Annotated in this window: 19 protein-coding genes; 6 read left to right on the top strand and 13 right to left on the bottom strand. The window is 37.3% G+C overall.

Annotated features, from left to right (window positions below; all coding sequences use genetic code 11):
• Positions 1-404 precede the first annotated feature (404 nt).
• On the bottom strand, positions 405-1,064 hold the full coding sequence (locus BAOM_RS06955; protein WP_127759651.1) for a YkyA family protein: 660 nt from the start codon (positions 1,062-1,064) through the stop codon (positions 405-407).
• 155 nt (positions 1,065-1,219) lie between these two features.
• Here BAOM_RS06955 and BAOM_RS06950 point away from each other — a divergent pair, with 155 nt between their 5' ends.
• Both BAOM_RS06950 and def read left to right on the top strand, forming a co-directional pair.
• Positions 1,220-1,378: a YjcZ family sporulation protein gene (locus BAOM_RS06950; RefSeq protein WP_127759650.1), complete on the top strand. Its 159-nt coding sequence runs from the start codon at positions 1,220-1,222 to the stop codon at positions 1,376-1,378.
• A 132-nt stretch (positions 1,379-1,510) separates the two neighbouring features.
• Positions 1,511-2,065 (top strand): peptide deformylase, encoded by a 555-nt coding sequence (def, locus tag BAOM_RS06945; RefSeq protein WP_127759649.1) that lies wholly within the window; start codon positions 1,511-1,513, stop codon positions 2,063-2,065.
• A gap of 141 nt (positions 2,066-2,206) precedes the next feature.
• Here def and BAOM_RS06940 read toward each other — a convergent pair whose 3' ends face one another.
• Complete coding sequence (locus BAOM_RS06940; protein ID WP_127759648.1) at positions 2,207-2,977, bottom strand: Cof-type HAD-IIB family hydrolase; 771 nt, start codon at positions 2,975-2,977, stop codon at positions 2,207-2,209.
• 999 nt (positions 2,978-3,976) lie between these two features.
• On the opposite strand from BAOM_RS06940, the gene BAOM_RS06935 reads away from it, so the two are divergent.
• Both BAOM_RS06935 and rnjA read left to right on the top strand, forming a co-directional pair.
• The gene (locus tag BAOM_RS06935) at positions 3,977-4,189 is read left to right on the top strand and encodes a DNA-dependent RNA polymerase subunit epsilon (protein ID WP_127759647.1); all 213 of its coding nucleotides are present in this window, start codon (positions 3,977-3,979) and stop codon (positions 4,187-4,189) included.
• 3 nt (positions 4,190-4,192) lie between these two features.
• On the top strand, positions 4,193-5,860 hold the full coding sequence (rnjA, locus tag BAOM_RS06930) for a ribonuclease J1 (RefSeq protein ID WP_127759646.1): 1,668 nt from the start codon (positions 4,193-4,195) through the stop codon (positions 5,858-5,860).
• A 129-nt stretch (positions 5,861-5,989) separates the two neighbouring features.
• Here the strand turns inward: rnjA and BAOM_RS06925 are convergent, their stop codons facing one another.
• The 10 genes from BAOM_RS06925 to BAOM_RS06885 form a co-directional block, all read right to left on the bottom strand.
• Complete coding sequence (locus BAOM_RS06925) at positions 5,990-6,652, bottom strand: potassium channel family protein (protein WP_127759645.1); 663 nt, start codon at positions 6,650-6,652, stop codon at positions 5,990-5,992.
• Between the two features lie 107 nt (positions 6,653-6,759).
• Positions 6,760-7,215 carry a TlpA family protein disulfide reductase gene (locus BAOM_RS06920; RefSeq protein WP_127759644.1) on the bottom strand — a complete coding sequence of 152 codons (456 nt, stop codon included), beginning with the start codon at positions 7,213-7,215 and terminating at the stop codon, positions 6,760-6,762.
• 146 nt (positions 7,216-7,361) lie between these two features.
• Positions 7,362-7,904, bottom strand: a complete 543-nt coding sequence (locus BAOM_RS06915; RefSeq protein ID WP_127759643.1) for a peroxiredoxin — start codon at positions 7,902-7,904, stop codon at positions 7,362-7,364.
• Positions 7,905-8,066: 162 nt separating this feature from the next.
• Positions 8,067-9,197: an N-acetyldiaminopimelate deacetylase gene (locus BAOM_RS06910; RefSeq protein WP_127759642.1), complete on the bottom strand. Its 1,131-nt coding sequence runs from the start codon at positions 9,195-9,197 to the stop codon at positions 8,067-8,069.
• A 76-nt stretch (positions 9,198-9,273) separates the two neighbouring features.
• On the bottom strand, positions 9,274-9,975 hold the full coding sequence (gene dapD, locus BAOM_RS06905) for a 2,3,4,5-tetrahydropyridine-2,6-dicarboxylate N-acetyltransferase (protein ID WP_127759641.1): 702 nt from the start codon (positions 9,973-9,975) through the stop codon (positions 9,274-9,276).
• A 173-nt stretch (positions 9,976-10,148) separates the two neighbouring features.
• Positions 10,149-11,033 (bottom strand): transcriptional regulator CcpC, encoded by an 885-nt coding sequence (locus tag BAOM_RS06900; protein ID WP_127759640.1) that lies wholly within the window; start codon positions 11,031-11,033, stop codon positions 10,149-10,151.
• Positions 11,034-11,290: 257 nt separating this feature from the next.
• Positions 11,291-12,787 (bottom strand): MDR family MFS transporter, encoded by a 1,497-nt coding sequence (locus BAOM_RS06895; protein WP_127759639.1) that lies wholly within the window; start codon positions 12,785-12,787, stop codon positions 11,291-11,293.
• Positions 12,788-13,193: 406 nt separating this feature from the next.
• Positions 13,194-13,631 (bottom strand): cyclic-di-AMP-binding protein CbpB, encoded by a 438-nt coding sequence (gene cbpB, locus BAOM_RS06890; RefSeq protein WP_119116136.1) that lies wholly within the window; start codon positions 13,629-13,631, stop codon positions 13,194-13,196.
• A 115-nt stretch (positions 13,632-13,746) separates the two neighbouring features.
• Complete coding sequence (locus tag BAOM_RS24260; RefSeq protein ID WP_164853156.1) at positions 13,747-13,893, bottom strand: hypothetical protein; 147 nt, start codon at positions 13,891-13,893, stop codon at positions 13,747-13,749.
• 196 nt (positions 13,894-14,089) lie between these two features.
• The gene (locus BAOM_RS06885) at positions 14,090-14,329 is read right to left on the bottom strand and encodes a DUF1797 family protein (RefSeq protein WP_119116135.1); all 240 of its coding nucleotides are present in this window, start codon (positions 14,327-14,329) and stop codon (positions 14,090-14,092) included.
• Positions 14,330-14,512: 183 nt separating this feature from the next.
• Between BAOM_RS06885 and BAOM_RS06880 the strand changes: the two genes are divergently transcribed.
• Both BAOM_RS06880 and BAOM_RS06875 read left to right on the top strand, forming a co-directional pair.
• Positions 14,513-15,490 carry an MBL fold metallo-hydrolase gene (locus BAOM_RS06880; RefSeq protein WP_127759638.1) on the top strand — a complete coding sequence of 326 codons (978 nt, stop codon included), beginning with the start codon at positions 14,513-14,515 and terminating at the stop codon, positions 15,488-15,490.
• A 61-nt stretch (positions 15,491-15,551) separates the two neighbouring features.
• On the top strand, positions 15,552-15,788 hold the full coding sequence (locus BAOM_RS06875) for a glutaredoxin family protein (RefSeq protein WP_119116133.1): 237 nt from the start codon (positions 15,552-15,554) through the stop codon (positions 15,786-15,788).
• Positions 15,789-16,265: 477 nt separating this feature from the next.
• On the opposite strand, the gene BAOM_RS06870 is transcribed toward BAOM_RS06875, so the two are convergent.
• Positions 16,266-17,471: an EAL domain-containing protein gene (locus tag BAOM_RS06870; RefSeq protein ID WP_127759637.1), complete on the bottom strand. Its 1,206-nt coding sequence runs from the start codon at positions 17,469-17,471 to the stop codon at positions 16,266-16,268.
• Positions 17,472-17,564 lie beyond the last annotated feature (93 nt).

Below are 17,564 nucleotides of genomic sequence, written 5' to 3'. Positions count from 1 at the left end.
CACATTTTACCGCTGTATCAATAAAATCTTCAAAAAAAGTAATACAACTTATTTTCTTATCCACAGTTTACAAGATGAATCACCCTAAAGTCAACCCCTTTAATAGCGTTAAATCAACTTATTTTTAGGATTACTCATTTATTTATAGTAATAATCAAAAAAGAGTCTGTTATAGTATAAAAAGAAATCTGTATTACAAAATCATTTTCCCTCTCCCTCTCTCTTATTGATTTAAAATAACGTTTCTCTTTAGAGAATTGATACATCACCGTGAATTATGCTATACATGAAGCTATTTACCATATCACCATTACTATTCCACAAAAATATTCAAACGCTTACATTTCCATTTTTTATAGTACAGTTCCTCTCCCGAACAAAAAAACTGGCCAATCAGCCAGTTTTCATTCTCTATCATTTTCCAGTTCGTTTTTTCGATAAAAATCTGATTTTTGTTGCATAAATGTTTCCGTTAATTCATTAAATTGTTCATAATAACGCAGTACTTTTTCATAACTTTTATTTATTTTTTCAATTTGTTCTTGCAGCTGATCCATTTTCAAAGTTTCATTCGTAAACATTTCATATAATTCTCGATCATAAACTAAACTTTGCCTATATGCTTCATATAACTTCTCATACGTTTCGTAACGTTTGTTCATCGTTTTATGGAGAGTTATGACTTGTTTCTTTATTTCTTCTCGTTCGATTTTATCAATTTGATTTTCCATTTTCATGGATGTTTTTTGAGAAGCTTGAATTTTTTTATGTTCCGTGGCAAGAATTTTTTCTCTTTCCCCAATATTGTCCAACGCCTCTTCCGCTAAAGTTCTAATAGAACCTGATTGCCGCCAACCTAATTCAATAATGTCTTGATATATTTTCTTTTCTTCCTTTTCTAGCTGTGTAATTCGTTCGTGCTGTTCTTCAAATTCATATTCTTTCTTTACTGACTCTTCTAGTATTCGATACACTTTTTCCTCTGGAGAGACACTGGCCCAACACCCTGATAACACAATAGTCGAGCATAATATAATAGCTAGTATACTCCAATGTTTATTCATCCACCATTTACCTCCCCTTCATAATTTTATTGATGAATTTATTTATGAACAGGGCCCCCGCCTACACGATTTGCTTCGTTATGCATAGGCTATAGTAATCGTTTGGGAAACCAAAATGATCATGTTTCAAAATATTATATATGGAGGTATCACATATGTTCTACGGAGGCTACAATCAAGCTTGTTGTTATCCTGTTGCTCCTGCCTACGGTTACGGTGGTGGCCATGGCGGCTGCGGTGCAGTAGGAGGATTTGCGTTAATCGTTGTCCTATTCATTTTGCTTATTATCGTTGGCGCTTGTCTATGTTTTTAATATGACTATATGGTGAAATTGGGGAGTTCTTGCTCCCCGCTTCATTTTTATCCTATTTTGTGTATCTATTTAACAATTTCTTGTTCATTTTGTTAAAATGATAACATACATAAAAAAATTGGGGTGCAAAACATGTTAACAACAAAAGATATTATTAAAGAAGGAGAACCTACCTTAAGAAAAGTAGCTGAGGCAGTTCCTCTTCCTCCGTCAGAAGAAGATCAACAAATTTTAGCCCGCCTAATGGAATATGTGCAAAATAGTCAAAATCCAGAACTAGTTCAACAATACAATCTACGTCCCGGAATCGGACTCGCCGCTCCACAAATTAATGTATCAAAACGAATGATTGCCGTCCATTTAACAGATGGCGAGGGTAAATTATATAGTTACGCCCTCTTCAATCCAAAAATTATTAGTCATTCTGTGGAAAAGGCTTATTTAATAGCTGGTGAAGGCTGCCTCTCTGTGGATCGCGTTGTACCTGGTTATGTTCCTCGACATGCTAGAATTACCGTAACTGGAACGACACTTGAAGGGGAAGAAGTCAAACTTAGACTAAAAGGACTTGCCGCTATTTGCTTTCAACATGAAATCGACCATCTAAACGGAATTATGTTTTATGATCATATTAATAAAGAAGACCCTTTTAGTATTCCACCCAACTCAATCGCCATCGAAAGGTAGAATGAAACTTCAGCTTCAAGAACTTGACTGGTTAGTAAACTCCGAGAAGCCTCCCTTGCGCTATGCAAGAGAGGCTCTTTTTACATGACACTGTTGATTTTTGGCTCATGTGTGTTACACACAATATTATGTACAAAATATTCAAATAAGCTGCAGTTTCTTTAATCCATGATAAATTCCTTCTTCTCCCACATCTTTTGTTACATAGTCCGCATGTTCCTTTACAGTTGAAGCAGCATTCCCCATCGCTATACCATGACCAACGGCTTCTAACATCTCAATATCATTTAGTCCATCCCCAAATGCATAAACATCTTCTAACTGAAACCCAACATGTTCCATAAGAATTTTAATTCCTTCTGCCTTTGAACTATCACTCGGCAGAACATCTGTAGAATATTGATGCCAACGAATAAAACGGAAGGATTCACAGTGATTGCTAAATCGCTCCTCTTCCTCTTCTGTACAAAATAACAACGCTTGATATATATCATTCTGTTCATAGAAATCCACTTCTACATCAGGATACGGGAATCGCAGACTTCCTAATGCTTTTTCCACTCGTTCATGATTGGCCACACTAGATTTCATTGTTGCTTCATCCATAAAAACAATCGGAGTATGATTATATTTCTCTGCCGTTTCATGCAGCTTTTTCAGCTCACTAATCTTTAATGGATTTCGATAGACGACTTCTTTTTCAAACACCACATATTGCCCATTAAAGCTCACAAATGTATCAATATTTAATTCTTCTCGCAACGACTCGAACATAAATGGCGAACGCCCTGTTGCAATGGCCACAAAAACCCCATTATCCTGCAATTGTTTAATCGCCTTTTTCGTCGAGATTGGTAATTTCTTATCATGATCAAGCAACGTGCCATCTATATCAAAGAATACAATTTTCATTCTACCTTCACTTCCTATCCTTTGTTTTCATTATGTAATAAAGTGAAACTTCCATCAGTGGGGGTTTTACTCCATCCCCCACTGATGGTTAGTCACGTTCTACAGTCACTAAGATTTCCGCTTCGCTTCAATCAAGTGACCGTACGAACCTGATTGGTGAAAGCTTACCTTTGAAAATCACAAAGGTAAGTTTCACTATATCTCACCAATCGGACCTTTACGGACAGTTGTCCCCCACCTATCTTCCTTGTTCACCCTGAATCTTGAGGTGGGGGTCTTACTGCCCGTTAAGAGTGGGATAATTTTCCCTATTTATCGGTCAAGCTGCCATTTCTTTTCTACTTCATTCAAATTCCCATATTTATCAACGTAATTTATTACCAAAATGACATATGATAATGATGAATAAACCAATCTTATATTTCAAATGGTTACTATGTCGGCTACCGCTTTTTAGAAAAATACGGCAAGTACTACAAAGAAATATTTACATTATTAAATATTGCTATACAATAATATCAAGGGAGCGTGATCACCATGTTAAAAAAGCTACGTAAAAAGCTGCTTAAACAATGGAATGATCTTCTTAGAAAAAAATCCATCGCCTAAAGTACCTCTATGAATTTGTGTCAACTTAGTCTACTGGTACATTACCTATTTGCGATATTTTTTTAAAACGGTCCTTCTAAAACTTGCGAAGGGCTTCTTCCTTATTGTAAAGTTTTATTTAAGTGTACTTTCTGATGGATTACATATATAAGCGTTTCCAACGATACATATATGTTACACTATTTACGTACAGTTTTATTGATTAATTAGCTTTAATTAACAATAGTCTATCATATCACTCATTATTTAAATAAAGTTTTATATGACTAATATGATGTTTAACACGCAGTACAATTAGCTTTCTATTGGTATGATGTTGTAAAACATGAAAAATTTGTTGTTTTTATATATAATGAAACAAGCAATGTAATTAAACGAGGAGAGATTATTATGATTTTTAAGGTATACTATCAAGTAAATATAGCAGAGGTTCCAATTAGAGAAAACACGCAAATTCTTTATGTAGAAGGAAAATCTGTTCGCGACGTCCGTCACAAGTTAAAACAAAAACCCTTTAACGTAGAATACGTGGAAGTTGTTGAAGGAGCTTATTTAGATTATGAAAAACAGCACGAAGATTATAAAGTATTGGAGCTAGGATAATTTATGAAATTTGTCAAAAACGATCAAACAGCCGTTTTCGCATTGGGCGGTCTAGGCGAAATCGGTAAAAATACTTATGCTGTTCAATTTCAGGACGAAATTGTCATTATTGATGCCGGAATTAAATTTCCAGAAGACGAACTTCTTGGTATCGATTATGTCATTCCTGATTACAGCTACTTAGAAAAAAATGTAGATAAAATTAAGGGAGTATTTATTACGCACGGGCATGAAGACCATATCGGCGGAATTCCTTACCTTCTTCGAAAAGTAAACATTCCTGTATACGGTGGTAAACTTGCACTTGGACTGCTTCGTAATAAATTAGAAGAGCACGGTCTATTACGTCAGACAAAATTAATTGAAATTACAGAGGATGAAGTTATTAAATTCCGAAAAACATCTGTTTCTTTCTTCCGTACAACTCACAGTATTCCAGATTCATATGGAATCGTTGTCAAAACACCACCTGGACAAATCGTCCATACAGGAGACTTTAAATTCGACTTTACTCCTGTCGGTGAGCCAGCTAACTTAACAAAGATGGCTGAGATTGGAAAAGAAGGCGTACTGTGCTTATTGTCAGATAGTACAAACAGTGAAGTACCTAACTTCACGATGTCAGAACGTCGCGTTGGCGATACGATTCATGATGTGTTCCGTAAAGTAGATGGGCGAATTATTTTCGCTACGTTCGCTTCAAATATTCACCGCCTTCAACAAGTTGTCGAAGCAGCAGTGGCAAACGGACGTAAAATCGCTGTCTTTGGACGCAGTATGGAAGCAGCTATTACCATTGGACAAGATCTAGGCTATATTACTGCACCAAAAGATACTTTTATGGATGCACAAAGCATCAATAGAATACCAGCTAACCGCGTGACAATTCTATGTACAGGTAGCCAAGGTGAACCGATGGCCGCCCTTTCTCGTATTGCGAACGGAACGCATCGTCAAATTCAAATTATCCCTGGGGATACCGTTGTCTTTTCTTCATCTCCTATTCCAGGGAACACGGTCAGCGTATCTAGAACAATCAATCAGTTATATCGAGCTGGTGCAGATGTCATCTCTGGACCATTAAGTGATATTCACACATCTGGTCATGGCGGTCAGCAAGAACAAAAGCTAATGCTTCGTCTAATTAAACCGAAGTTCTTTATGCCGATTCACGGAGAATATCGCATGCAAAAATTGCACGCTCAACATGCTATCGATTGTGGTGTACCTGAAGAAAACTGCTTTATCATGGATAACGGCGAGGTACTTGCGTTAAGCGAAAACACAGCGCAAGTAGCTGGAAAAATCCCTTCTGGATCCGTTTATATCGATGGAAACGGAATTGGCGACATCGGAAATATCGTTCTACGTGACCGTCGCATCCTTTCAGAGGAAGGATTGGTTGTTGTCGTTGTCAGCATTAATATGAAAGAGTTTAAAATCTCAGCAGGACCAGACATTATTTCTCGTGGATTTGTTTACATGAGAGAATCTGGTGACTTAATCAACGATGCTCAAGCATTAATTTCTAAACACTTAAACAAAGTCATGGAGCGTAAAACAACACAATGGTCAGAAATTAAAAATGAAATTACTGACACACTAGCTCCATTCCTATATGAAAAAACAAAACGCCGTCCAATGATTTTACCAATCATTATGGAAGTGTAATAAAAACCAAAGCCTCTAGCACATTTTAGCTAAAGGCTTTGGTTTTTTGTTATTCTAATCGTTATATATATATCGTGAAAAGCATAAAAAAAGCAAGCATCGACTCATAAGCTTGCTTTTTTTATGCTTTTAGACACCACACACTTTTCTTTCAAAACGGCTAATATCTGTATCTGCGCCGACTACAATGAGAATATCACCTGCGTTAATGGCATCGTGAGCCTGTGGAGAAACATTAATGTTAGTTCCCCTTTTAATAGCCACAATATTAAGTCCATAACGAGCTCGAATATCAAGATCAAAAATAGACTTCCCATTCATTTTCTCACTTGCAACAATCTCGACAATTGAATGATCCTCAGAAAGCTCCAAGTAATCTAATATATTATTGGAAACGATATTATAAGCAATTCTACGCCCCATATCCCGTTCTGGATGAACAACTGTGTCAGCCCCAATTTTACGCAAAACTTTCTCATGATAATCATTTTGCGCTTTCACCGTTACATGGTCTACACCTAATTCTTTTAACATCAGTGTCGTTAATATACTAGCTTGGATATTTTCACCGATTGCGACGATGACATGATCAAAATTACTAATGCCAATACTTTTAAGTACATTTTCATCTGTCGTATCCCCTACGATGGTATGTGAAGCAATTTTAGCAAATTCATTTACGCGATCCTCATCTGCATCGATTGCTAAAACTTCCATCCCTTCTTGAGCAAGCGTTCTAACAATACTGCCGCCAAAACGACCTAGACCAATTACCGCAAACGCTTTTTTCACTGCCACCCCTCCAAACATCCCTTAGTCGCATTTATTCATATGTTACCATGTTACATCTTAAAAGGTATAAACGAACTGTTATAGCATGACTAAGGACTTCTAAGGGCTTATTCAGCTTGTTCGTTTTCAGCAAGAACACGGTTTACACGTTTCTCAAGCATTTTCATTCCACTTCCACCTGCTTGGAAATGGCGAAGCTTTCCTTCTTTATCAAATACATAATAAGCTGGAACATATTGATTCTCAAAAGCATCATTCAATTTCAATTCACTGTCTACATAAATTGATTGAGTAATATCATGTTCTGCTGCAATTTGTTTAATTTCATCTAAATTTAAATCTTTCTCAGAGCGTGGCATATGTACAGCCACTACATTTAATTTATCTTTATAATTATCTCTAAACTCATTAATTTGCGGCATAGCTTCCTTACAAAGATGACAACTGATTGACCAAAAATGAATTAACGTTGGTTTTTCACCAATCAATTCTGCTTTCGTTACTTCTCCATTTAACCATTCTGTCGCACCATTTAACTCTGGCATTTGATCACGTAATTTCATCGTAAACCCCTCCATCATATACATATTATTTATTGTTTAAAGCGTATATGTTCATCGTTTTTGTTACTCGAACTTGATACACCTATCTTTAAAAAAAGACCTAACTTATAAGTTAGGTCTTACTATTAATAGTCAGTAAATGAAACTTAAAGTGTTTTTTGACCAGGTCTCCAGTTCGCTGGGCAAAGACCACCAGTTTGAAGTGCTTGTAGTACACGTAATGTTTCATCAACATCGCGACCAATATTGTTATGATTTACTACTTGATATTGAAGTTCGCCTTCTGGGTTGATGATGAATAGACCGCGAAGAGCAACACCTTCTTCTTCAATTAATACACCATACTCACGAGATACAACATGATTTGTATCAGCAGCAAGCGGGTACTTTAACTCACCAAGACCATTGTCTGTACGATCTGTGTTAATCCAAGCTAAGTGAGTGTGAATTGTATCTGTTGATACACCGATTACTTGTGCATCAAGATCTTCAAACTCATCATAACGATCAGATAATGCTGTAATTTCTGTTGGACATACAAAAGTGAAGTCCATTGGATAGAAGAATAAAACTGTCCATTTGTCATTTTTAATGTTTTCTTCAAGACTTACTTTTCCGAATTCTTTGTTTGGTAATACTGCTTCCATTTCGAAGCGTGGTGCTTGTTTTCCTACAAAACGTTCTGCCATTTAAATTCCCTCCAATATGTATTCAATTGAGAATGTGAATTAATATTCTCAGTTATTTTTTACCACTGTAGTCTATTGTAGAACCAAATGATGGCAAGGTCAAGAATTTAGCTTATTTTGTCGAATATGCTTCACTTTTTAACAATTATAATTTCATAATTATTACGAATTACCTTTAAATGTAAAGTAATTCACTAGATGGGTAATCGCTAAATCAATCGCTCGTTCATTTGGATTCAGCTTTGCGTGATGCAGTCCATACTCCGATTGGACTCCTAACCAAAACATAAAACCAGGAATCTCTTTTAACATATAACCAAAGTCTTCCCCCGTCATGGCCTCTTTACAATGATAGAAATCTACATCTGCTGCTTCATCAGTAAATTTCATAAACTCTCGTGTTAATTGTTCCTCATTATCCACTTGATAATACATTGAACCATAATCAATTTCCGCTTCACATTCAAAGCCTGCTTTTATTCCCTCTACAAGCGCTCCAATTCGAGCTTTCACCTTGTTCATTGACTCTGCGTTCAACGTTCGAATAGTCCCTTCTAAACGAGCTTCTTCGGCAATAATATTTTGAACGGTTCCTCCCGTAATCTTCCCAATCGTAATAACAGCTGAATCAAGCGGATTCACATTACGAGATACAATAGATTGTAATTGTCCAACTAATTGACAAGCAGCAATTACCATATCATTTGTTTCATGAGGGTATGCGGCATGTCCGCCTTTACCTTTCAGATCGATGAACAATTCAGATGTATTCGCAAATAATAATCCTTCTTTTACAGCAATAGTTCCTACTGGATATTCAGGAGCCACATGCAGCGCAACAATCATATCCGGCTTCCATTTCTGCATCGTCTCTGATTTCATCATAGGTTCTGCCCCGCCAGGTCCTTCTTCAGCAGGTTGAAAAATAAATAACAAATTATCTTCAATAGCATGCTTAGCAAAATGAGTCAGTACACCTAGCCCAATACTCATATGAAAATCGTGTCCACACGCATGCATATAATCTTCATGCTGAGAAGCAAACGCTAATTCAGTTTGTTCTTTAATCGGTAAACCATCAATGTCTGCTCGGTATCCTATCGTTTTTCGTGGATTCGTTCCAGCAATTCTCACAAAAATGCCTGTTCGCCACGTTTCAATTTCCATTCGATCATTTTGAATACTTTGCAAATAGTTTAATAAATAGGCTTGTGTTTTAAATTCTTGAAAGCCAATCTCTGGAATTTGATGCAAGTCTCGACGAATAGCAACAAATGGACTTAACTGCGACATGATTCTACTCCCTTTCTATTAAGAAAAGCGCGGATAAAAAATATCCACGCTCTCCCCTGTTTATTGTACGTAAAAATTAAAGTTGACGAAGCTCTTGCAAAATCTCTGTTTTTGATTTTGTTTTTTCATCGATTTCTTTAATAACTCGTGCAGGTACACCTGTTGCTACAGAGTAAGGTGGGATATCTTTCGTTACGACAGCACCAGCTCCAACAACAGAACCTTTACCAATCGTTACACCTTCTAGTACAACAACGTTTGCCCCAATCATAACATCATCTTCTACAACAACTGGTTTTGCAGAAGGCGGCTCAATTACACCTGCTAATACGCTTCCAGCACCAATGTGAGCGTTTTTCCCAACGATTGCACGTCCACCAAGTGTAGCGTTCATATCGATCATTGTACCTTCACCGATTACAGCACCAATATTGATTGTCGCCCCCATCATAATAACCGCATTGTCGCCAATTTCCACTTGATCGCGAATTGTAACACCTGGCTCAATACGAGCTTTGATTCCTTTTAAATCTAATAAAGGAATTGCTGAGTTGCGACGATCGTTTTCAATTACATAATCTTCAATTTTGCTTCCAGCAGCAGTAAGAGCCGCTTCAATATCCGTCCACTCACCGAAAACAACCCCTGTGTTTCCAGTGATAAATGTTTTAGATTCCGCTCCAAAATCTACACCTTCTAAATCACCTTTAACATAAACCTTCACAGGTGTTGATTTTTTGCTATTTGCAATAAATGAAATAATTTCGCGTGCATCCATTTTGCTTAACCCCCTAGTTATGTATCCTTACTCGTTTTTAATTTATCAGACAACCGCTCGTAAAACAAGCTGAATCTCTCGAAAAACATAACCTACATATTTTATCCATCAAGAAAACCCTTTATTTGACAGAAAACGAACGAATAAAGCGATTTTGACCCTCTTAATCTTTCTTATATCATCCCTTGCTCGAGAATATGCTCTTTGACTACTTCTGTAAAAGCTTGCACTTGTTTAAGCTGAAACGCCGATTCATAGCCGCATAGCCACGTATCACGCTCAATCGAATGATTCTGACTATCAAAAAGAGGTATCTTAAAAATATTCGTATCTTTATCATGAAGTGTAATGGCTGGTAAAATCGCATAGCCAATCCCATTAAACACCATTTGTTTACACGTCTCAATTTGATCAACGACAATCGTATTTTTAGGCGTTGTTTGAAATTGTCTATGCCACCAATCTTGAATTTCTTGATAATAATTCGAATCGCTCTTAAACTGAATAAACGGTCGATCTGTCTCAAGCACTTGATCTAGCTCTTTCATTTCCGTGTCCACTAAATACAGCATATCTGTAAATAAATGCTGTTTAACCCCTTTCCAATCAGGGGCTCCACGTATAATCCCCACATGAACTTGCCCTTCATAGAGCGATTTTAAAATCTCACTGCTCCAACCCGTTATGAGGGAGATTTTTGCATGCGGATATTTTTGGACAAACTTCTTTAACACTTGAGGCAACCAATTTTGCCCGACAATCGTTGCACAGGCAATTTTCAACGTTCCATAAACCTCATGATCCATCGCTTGAATACTTTCGCGCACCTTTTCTTCCTTCTCCCGTACTTCGTTGGCAAATCGAATGACGGCCTCGCCTGCAGGTGTTAGCGACAGTCCCTTTTGTGAACGTAAAAATAATTTGGTTCCCCAATCTTTCTCTATCGTTTGCAGTCGCTGTGACAGTGCTGGTTGTGATACAAATAATCGTTCTGCAGCTTTCCGCATATTCATTTCCTCAGCTAGAACAGATAATAAATGAAATTCAGAAAATGACATTAAACATCCACCTTGATAATTTTCTCTTATGGTTTTATTTAAATTTATCCCACGTTTCATTATCAACAAAGTCGCTTTATAATACAAGCAAAAAGCGTAAGTATAAGATAAACGGCTAGCAGATACGTTCTTTGCCTTTCGAAGCGATTAGTGCTGGCTTAGAGCTATACACCAAAACATGTCGAAAATGTGATACGTTCTTAACCTTTAAAAAACATAAACAGCCTTTCCTAATCAAGAAAAGGCCGTACATTCTATTATTTCTTTTTTCGTACAAATAGTAACAAGAGAAAACTAATGATACTTAGCAGCAGGACAATAATATAGACCGTATGTAAAGAAAGGGTCAAACCAGTCTGAAGTACCTCAACAATGTGTTCTGGCAGCTTTGCGCGCGCCTCACTATCGAGCAATTGATTAGCCGTATCTAAAGTCACGTTCTCTTCTGGTTTCGTATGCTCTGTTAAATAAGCTTGAAAGCGGCTATTCAAAACGCCACCAAGCAAAGCAGCTCCAACCGTATTCCCAACGTTTCGCATAAACATATTTGAGGCGGTTGCAATCCCTCGCTGCTCCCAACTTACTTTATTTTGAATCAATACAATAAATGAGGTAGAGGTTAAGCCCATTCCAACTCCGATAAAAAAGGATCCCATTGCAGCGACAAAAGGCCCTGATTCCGGCTTCATAAAAACGAGTACAATACTTCCGACGATTAAGGATACACCGCCAAGTAACGACGTTTCCTTAAAGCCAATCCTCAGCATCAACCGTCCCGCAAATGCGGACGCAATCGGCCAACCAATCGACATGGCTGTTAATGTAAAGCCAGCAACTGTCGGTGAACGCTCCATAACTCCTTGAACAAATGTCGGGAGAAAGCTGGACAAACCAATCATCATAATGCCTGTTGTTAAAGAAACAATATTAGCAATTAAAATCGCCCGCTCTTGCCAAATATTAAACGGCATCATGGGCTCAGGTGCTTTTTTCTCCTCTCGTACGAAAAAGAAAAAGGCACTAAGAGCAGTGATTGCAAGTATAAGGATAGGCCATGAAATCCATGTCCATCTTACGCCGCCTTCAACGAGAATAATCATAAATGTAGAAATCCCAAGTGTGAGCAGAACAGCACCTTTATAGTCAATATTATGCTTTTTCTTTTCAATATTCTCATGCAGGAAAAACCAAATCCCTATAATTGATAAAATACCTAACGGCACATTTATCCAAAATATTAAACGCCATGTGAGAGATTCAACAATTAAACCACCGAGAGCCGGCCCCATTACAGCAGAAATCCCCCATACGCTAGACAAGTACCCTTGAATCCGCGCGCGCTCTCGCTTATCATAAATGTCGCCGACAATCGTAGTCGCAACAGGTGCTACAGCTCCAGCTCCAAAACCTTGAATAAACCTGTAAATAATCAACTCTGTCATCGTATTGGCGAAGCCGCATAAAATCGAACCGAATAAAAAAAGAATCATACCAAATAAAAAAACCGGTTTCCGTCCAAATAAATCGGACAATTTCCCATAAATCAATACCGTAACTGCATTCATTAATAAGTAGCCAGAGAAAACCCAACTGTATTGGGCAAATCCGCCTAATTCATTCACAATGGCCGGCATAGCCGTCGATACAATCGTTCCTTCAATAGCATTTAAAAACATTGCTAACATAATAGCCGCAAGAATTAACGGTCGCTTTAATGACTTATTTTTCTGTAGTGTATGTTCATCTCGAATCATACCAACACCCTTTCCGGTACAGCTTTACTTACGCTACACAATATGTAGAAAAAACTCTGCTCTAAAGTAAAACTTGCATCAGTGGAAGGCCTTCATCCTTCACTGATGGTTAGCCACCAATCGGACCTTTACTATAAAAGCGAGGCGACTGTTTAGCCCCGACAAGCATAAGGTGAAATGCGGCGTGGCGCAGTTTACCACAGAGCATGACAGCTTATTGACCTCGAGGGGCTAGGAGCTACAGCTAGATGAGGGCAGTTTTCTCCCCACCTATTTTCTTTGTTTCCGCATAAGCTTGAGATGAGAGTCTTACTACCTTTAAGTGTGGGATAAAATGGATTCACCATCTTATTTGAGCCTAAAAAGAAAACTAGCCTCCATTGCGGAGGCCAATTTTCATTATCCCTTAAGAGTCCAGCTCTTCTTCATATACATGCTGTAATAATACTTTCCTTGTTATAATACCTTCAAAAACCCCTTCGTCTGTTTCAACACATACAAACGGATGGTCAATTAATAACTCTAACCCCTTCATCACTGAATCCTCTACATGAAGGCGAGGGATATCTCGAATCATAACTTCGGAAACCTTTTTATTTTCAAGATTATCAAATTCAATCCGTTCGAGTCCCAATATGGATTCAAGAATCACAGGTGTACTAATTAATCCATGCAGTTTATACATTGGGTCTAATACCGGAATCGCCGTATAACCACTTTTTGTTAATACTAAAAGCGCATGTTCAAGATTGTTGGCTACTTGCACGTGGGCGACCCGTTCTGAAGATATCATCAAGTCTTTCACGCTTGAATCCAATAAATTCCCATCATGAGTACCAATCATGTAAAAACTCCTTACCATATGTTATTAAAATTCTCTCTTATTTCTAGTGTAACATAGGTAAGGAGAAATCGCTTCACCAAATATCCTTGATTTCAAATAAATGTAAACGCATTCATCATCCCTTACTTGTTTGTATATTTTTCGCGACATATCGACAATTCGGGCACTCATAAATGACATTTTGATTGGATTGAGCGGTTAACACAGATTCGATATTCCTTTCATCTAAACAACTCGGACACCTTACTATTATTTTATTCATATGACCCCTCCACGTATAGCATTCCTCGATGTTTAATGATTTATGAATAGGCTAAAACAATGGAGAGAAGCACTGCCTTTGAACCGGCGGAGCCTAAAGCTAAAATACTCTCACAAGCAATAGCGACATACACATAGCCTCATAGAAAAAAGCCAACCCTAAAATTAAATCAGGTTGGCTCTTTTAGCATGTACTATTAAGATTGAAGTAAATCAAAGATTTCGATTGTAATCATATCAACATTATCAAATTGATATTTCGAAGACTTCCCTTTTTCGCTGTATACTTCCAGCTCAAACATGTCCGTTTTGCTGAAATATGTAACTTGGCAGATTTTCACTCCATCTATTTCAAAAAAACGTTGAGCAGACTCGGTTTCCTTTGCTTGCTCTTGAAGATTTTTCAATCTGGTAAGAATGCCCTGCAATTGAGACATACTACCACTCCTTTCTAATATAAAACCTTTTCGATAGGTTTCACTATATCATACTTTTCTATCCAATAACCACGACCAAATAAATTCAGAATACTTAAATATTCATTCTTTACATGGCACTATTAACAGAATAAAATAAGGACAAGCATTTGTACATAATAAATTATTATGGAGGCGGCCTAAATGGACACAATTTCTGAACTTGGATTTCGAATTTCGTTAATCGATGGATTCGATTTAAATCGCGAACATCGGACAGGTACATATGTTATACACGATACACCTTTAACAATTGTAGAAACATCAGCAAGTCCTTCTATTCCTCATCTCTTAAAGGGGTTAGCCGAATTAAATATTGATCCTGCAGATATCGCCTATATCATCTTAACCCACATTCATCTAGATCACGCTGGCGGCACTGGATTATTTTTATCACATTGCCCGAATGCCAAAGTTATTGTTCATCCTAAAGGAGCTAGACATCTCGAAGATCCTTCCCGTTTAATTGCAGGTGCCAAAGCTGTCTATGGCAATAAATTCGATGAATTATTCAACCCTATTTTACCTATACCGAAAGACAGGCTCATCATTAAGCACAATCAAGACACACTTCAATTTACTAATCAAGCTTCTCTCACTTTTTACGATACGCCAGGACATGCCAACCATCATCTCAGCATCTTTGATTCCACTTCTAAAGGAATGTTCTCAGGAGATACAATCGGTGTCTATTATCGCGACCTAGATGAGGCAGGAATTGAATGGTACATGCCATCTACTTCACCGAATCAATTTAATCCAACAGCGATGTTAGCCGCCATTGATTTATATCGAAGCATCGGGGTTGAACGCATTTATTTTGGTCATTACGGTGTATCTGACAACCCTGAAGAAGTCTACCATCAAATCCAAACATGGCTCCCTATTTATATAGAAGCAGCTGAGAGCGCCTTCCATTCATGTTCAAGTTTTGATGAACAAGTGTCAATGACTCAGAAAACGCTGTATGACAAAACACGTGATTTACTAGCAAAACAAGGAATTCCTGCTGACCATCCCGTTTTTGAGATTATAGCGCTCGATTTAGAGGTCTGCTCAATGGGGCTCATCGATTATTTAATGAGAAAACAAAAAGAAGAAAAGATAAGCAAACCGCTTTAAAAGAATAGTTACTTTCTCTATAATAAGAATACGAAATCGAACTGCATATTGGAGGAAGAAAATGAAAGACGTAACTCTTTATACACAACCGGACTGCCCTCCGTGTCAAATTATGAAATTGTTTTTTAACGACAACAACATATCCTATAAGGAAAAAAATATCAAAACAGATAAAACTGCACTTCAAGAGTTAACAAAAAAATACGGATCTTATTCAACACCTACTGTTGTCATAGATGGAAAAGCCATTATCGGCTTTGAACTCGAAGAAATCAAAAAAGAACTACAATTAGATTAGCAAAATTCAAGGCAATCCATACGTATAAAGTGAAACTTCCATCAGTGGGGGTTTTTCTTCATCCCCCACTGATGATTAATCACGTTCTACGGTCACTAAGATTTCAAGCTTCGCTTTCAATCAAGTGACCGTATGAACCTGATTGGTGAAAGCTTACCTTTGAAAACCACAAAGGTAAGTTTCACTGTATTTTACCAATCGGACCTTTACTACAAAAGCGAGGCGACTGTTCAGCCCCGACAAGCATAAGATGAAATGTGGCGTGGCGCAGTTTGCCACAGAGCATTACAGCTTATGACCTCGAGGGGGCTAGGAGCCGCAACTAAATGAGGGCAGTTGTCCCCTATCTATCTTCCTTGTTCACTCTGAATCTTGAGGTGGGGGTCTTACTGCCCGTTAAGAGTGGGATAAACGAAAAAAATTGAGCCTAAAGTTGTTCATAAACAACCTTTAGAGCTCAACTTTTTTTGTCAACTCTTATAATAAAGCATCATTTTCGTACAAATAACTATAAGATAAATCAAGGAAAACATATTCCTTATTATTAATCGGATAAGAGAACGTTCGAATTGTTTCACCTGTTTCAATATCACTATACAAATCTGATAAAATCCCCGTCTTTTCATTCCTCATTTTAATAATATTTTCTAGGAAATACGGTCTCCAGCTCCAATTGCTATTTAAATAACTCTTTTGAATGAGCCATTCACCATCTTTGTAAAGAATATTGGGTGACGTTTGATATCCTTGGTCATCACATACATACAATCGAAAACAAACTTTTTCTAATTTATCGGCTAGCACTTTTAGCATTTCTTCATGTGATTCATAACGCTTCTGTACTTTCAAAAACATGTTTATCTCTTCATTGAACCGTTGCGTTTTTTCATAAACAGCTTCTAATTTCTTCGTTTCATATGAGATAAAATTTTGACATTCTTGCTGAAACTTTTCACGTAATTTATGTTTGTCAATAAATAACAAATCGGGCTTTGATAAAAAGTATCCTTGATAATAGCGCCCTCCATTTTTCCAAGCAAATCGAAGCTGGTATTCTGTTTCGATATTTTCAAATAATAAGCTCGCTCCAATTTTTCTAGCTAACATACTAAGGGAAAATAAAACGACTTGATAAGCATCTCCGCCAGATATACGCATTTGTTCTACATTAACCTTTAGAATATTAGGTGACAGTTGTGCAATCTTATCAAGCTGGCTATGATCCCCTAAATGATCGAAAGCAACCTTAATACCGTACGTTTTATAGTACGCAAGCACGTGCTGCAATGGCTCAAAATTATCGATATCAATAGTGTCAGATAGCTCCAGCACAACACGTGAAAGCTCGTCTAATTCTAAATGTTGTTTCAACGTTTCCATAAATTGCTCGCCATGATCAAACATCAGTAAATTTGGGTCACGGTTAATAAAAATAAGAAATTCTTCTCCGTAATCCTTAATACGTTCTAGTGCTACTTCCAGTAAATAATTATCTACTTCAATTCTATACTCTTCTGGAATGGTCACATCTTGAAAAAAAGGTCCTAAACTCTTATATTCAGAGTTCTCTTCAAAACGCCCTAATATTTCGTAACCAATAACCTGATGTTGATCCGCACTAAAAATTGGTTGAAAAAACGGAACAACTCGGTCAAGATTCGCCAATATGTTATCTGCATCCATGATGTATTCCCCCTAATCACGAAACATCAATATGCACAAATTATACCATTAGTTTCTATTCTTGATAATACGAAATTTCTTAAAACCCATTAA

The organism is Peribacillus asahii, from assembly GCF_004006295.1.
Classification (GTDB): Bacteria; Bacillota; Bacilli; order Bacillales; family DSM-1321; genus Peribacillus; species Peribacillus asahii_A.
The sequence above is the reverse complement of the archived record's forward strand: the minus strand, read 5'-3'. Positions and strand labels throughout refer to the sequence as shown.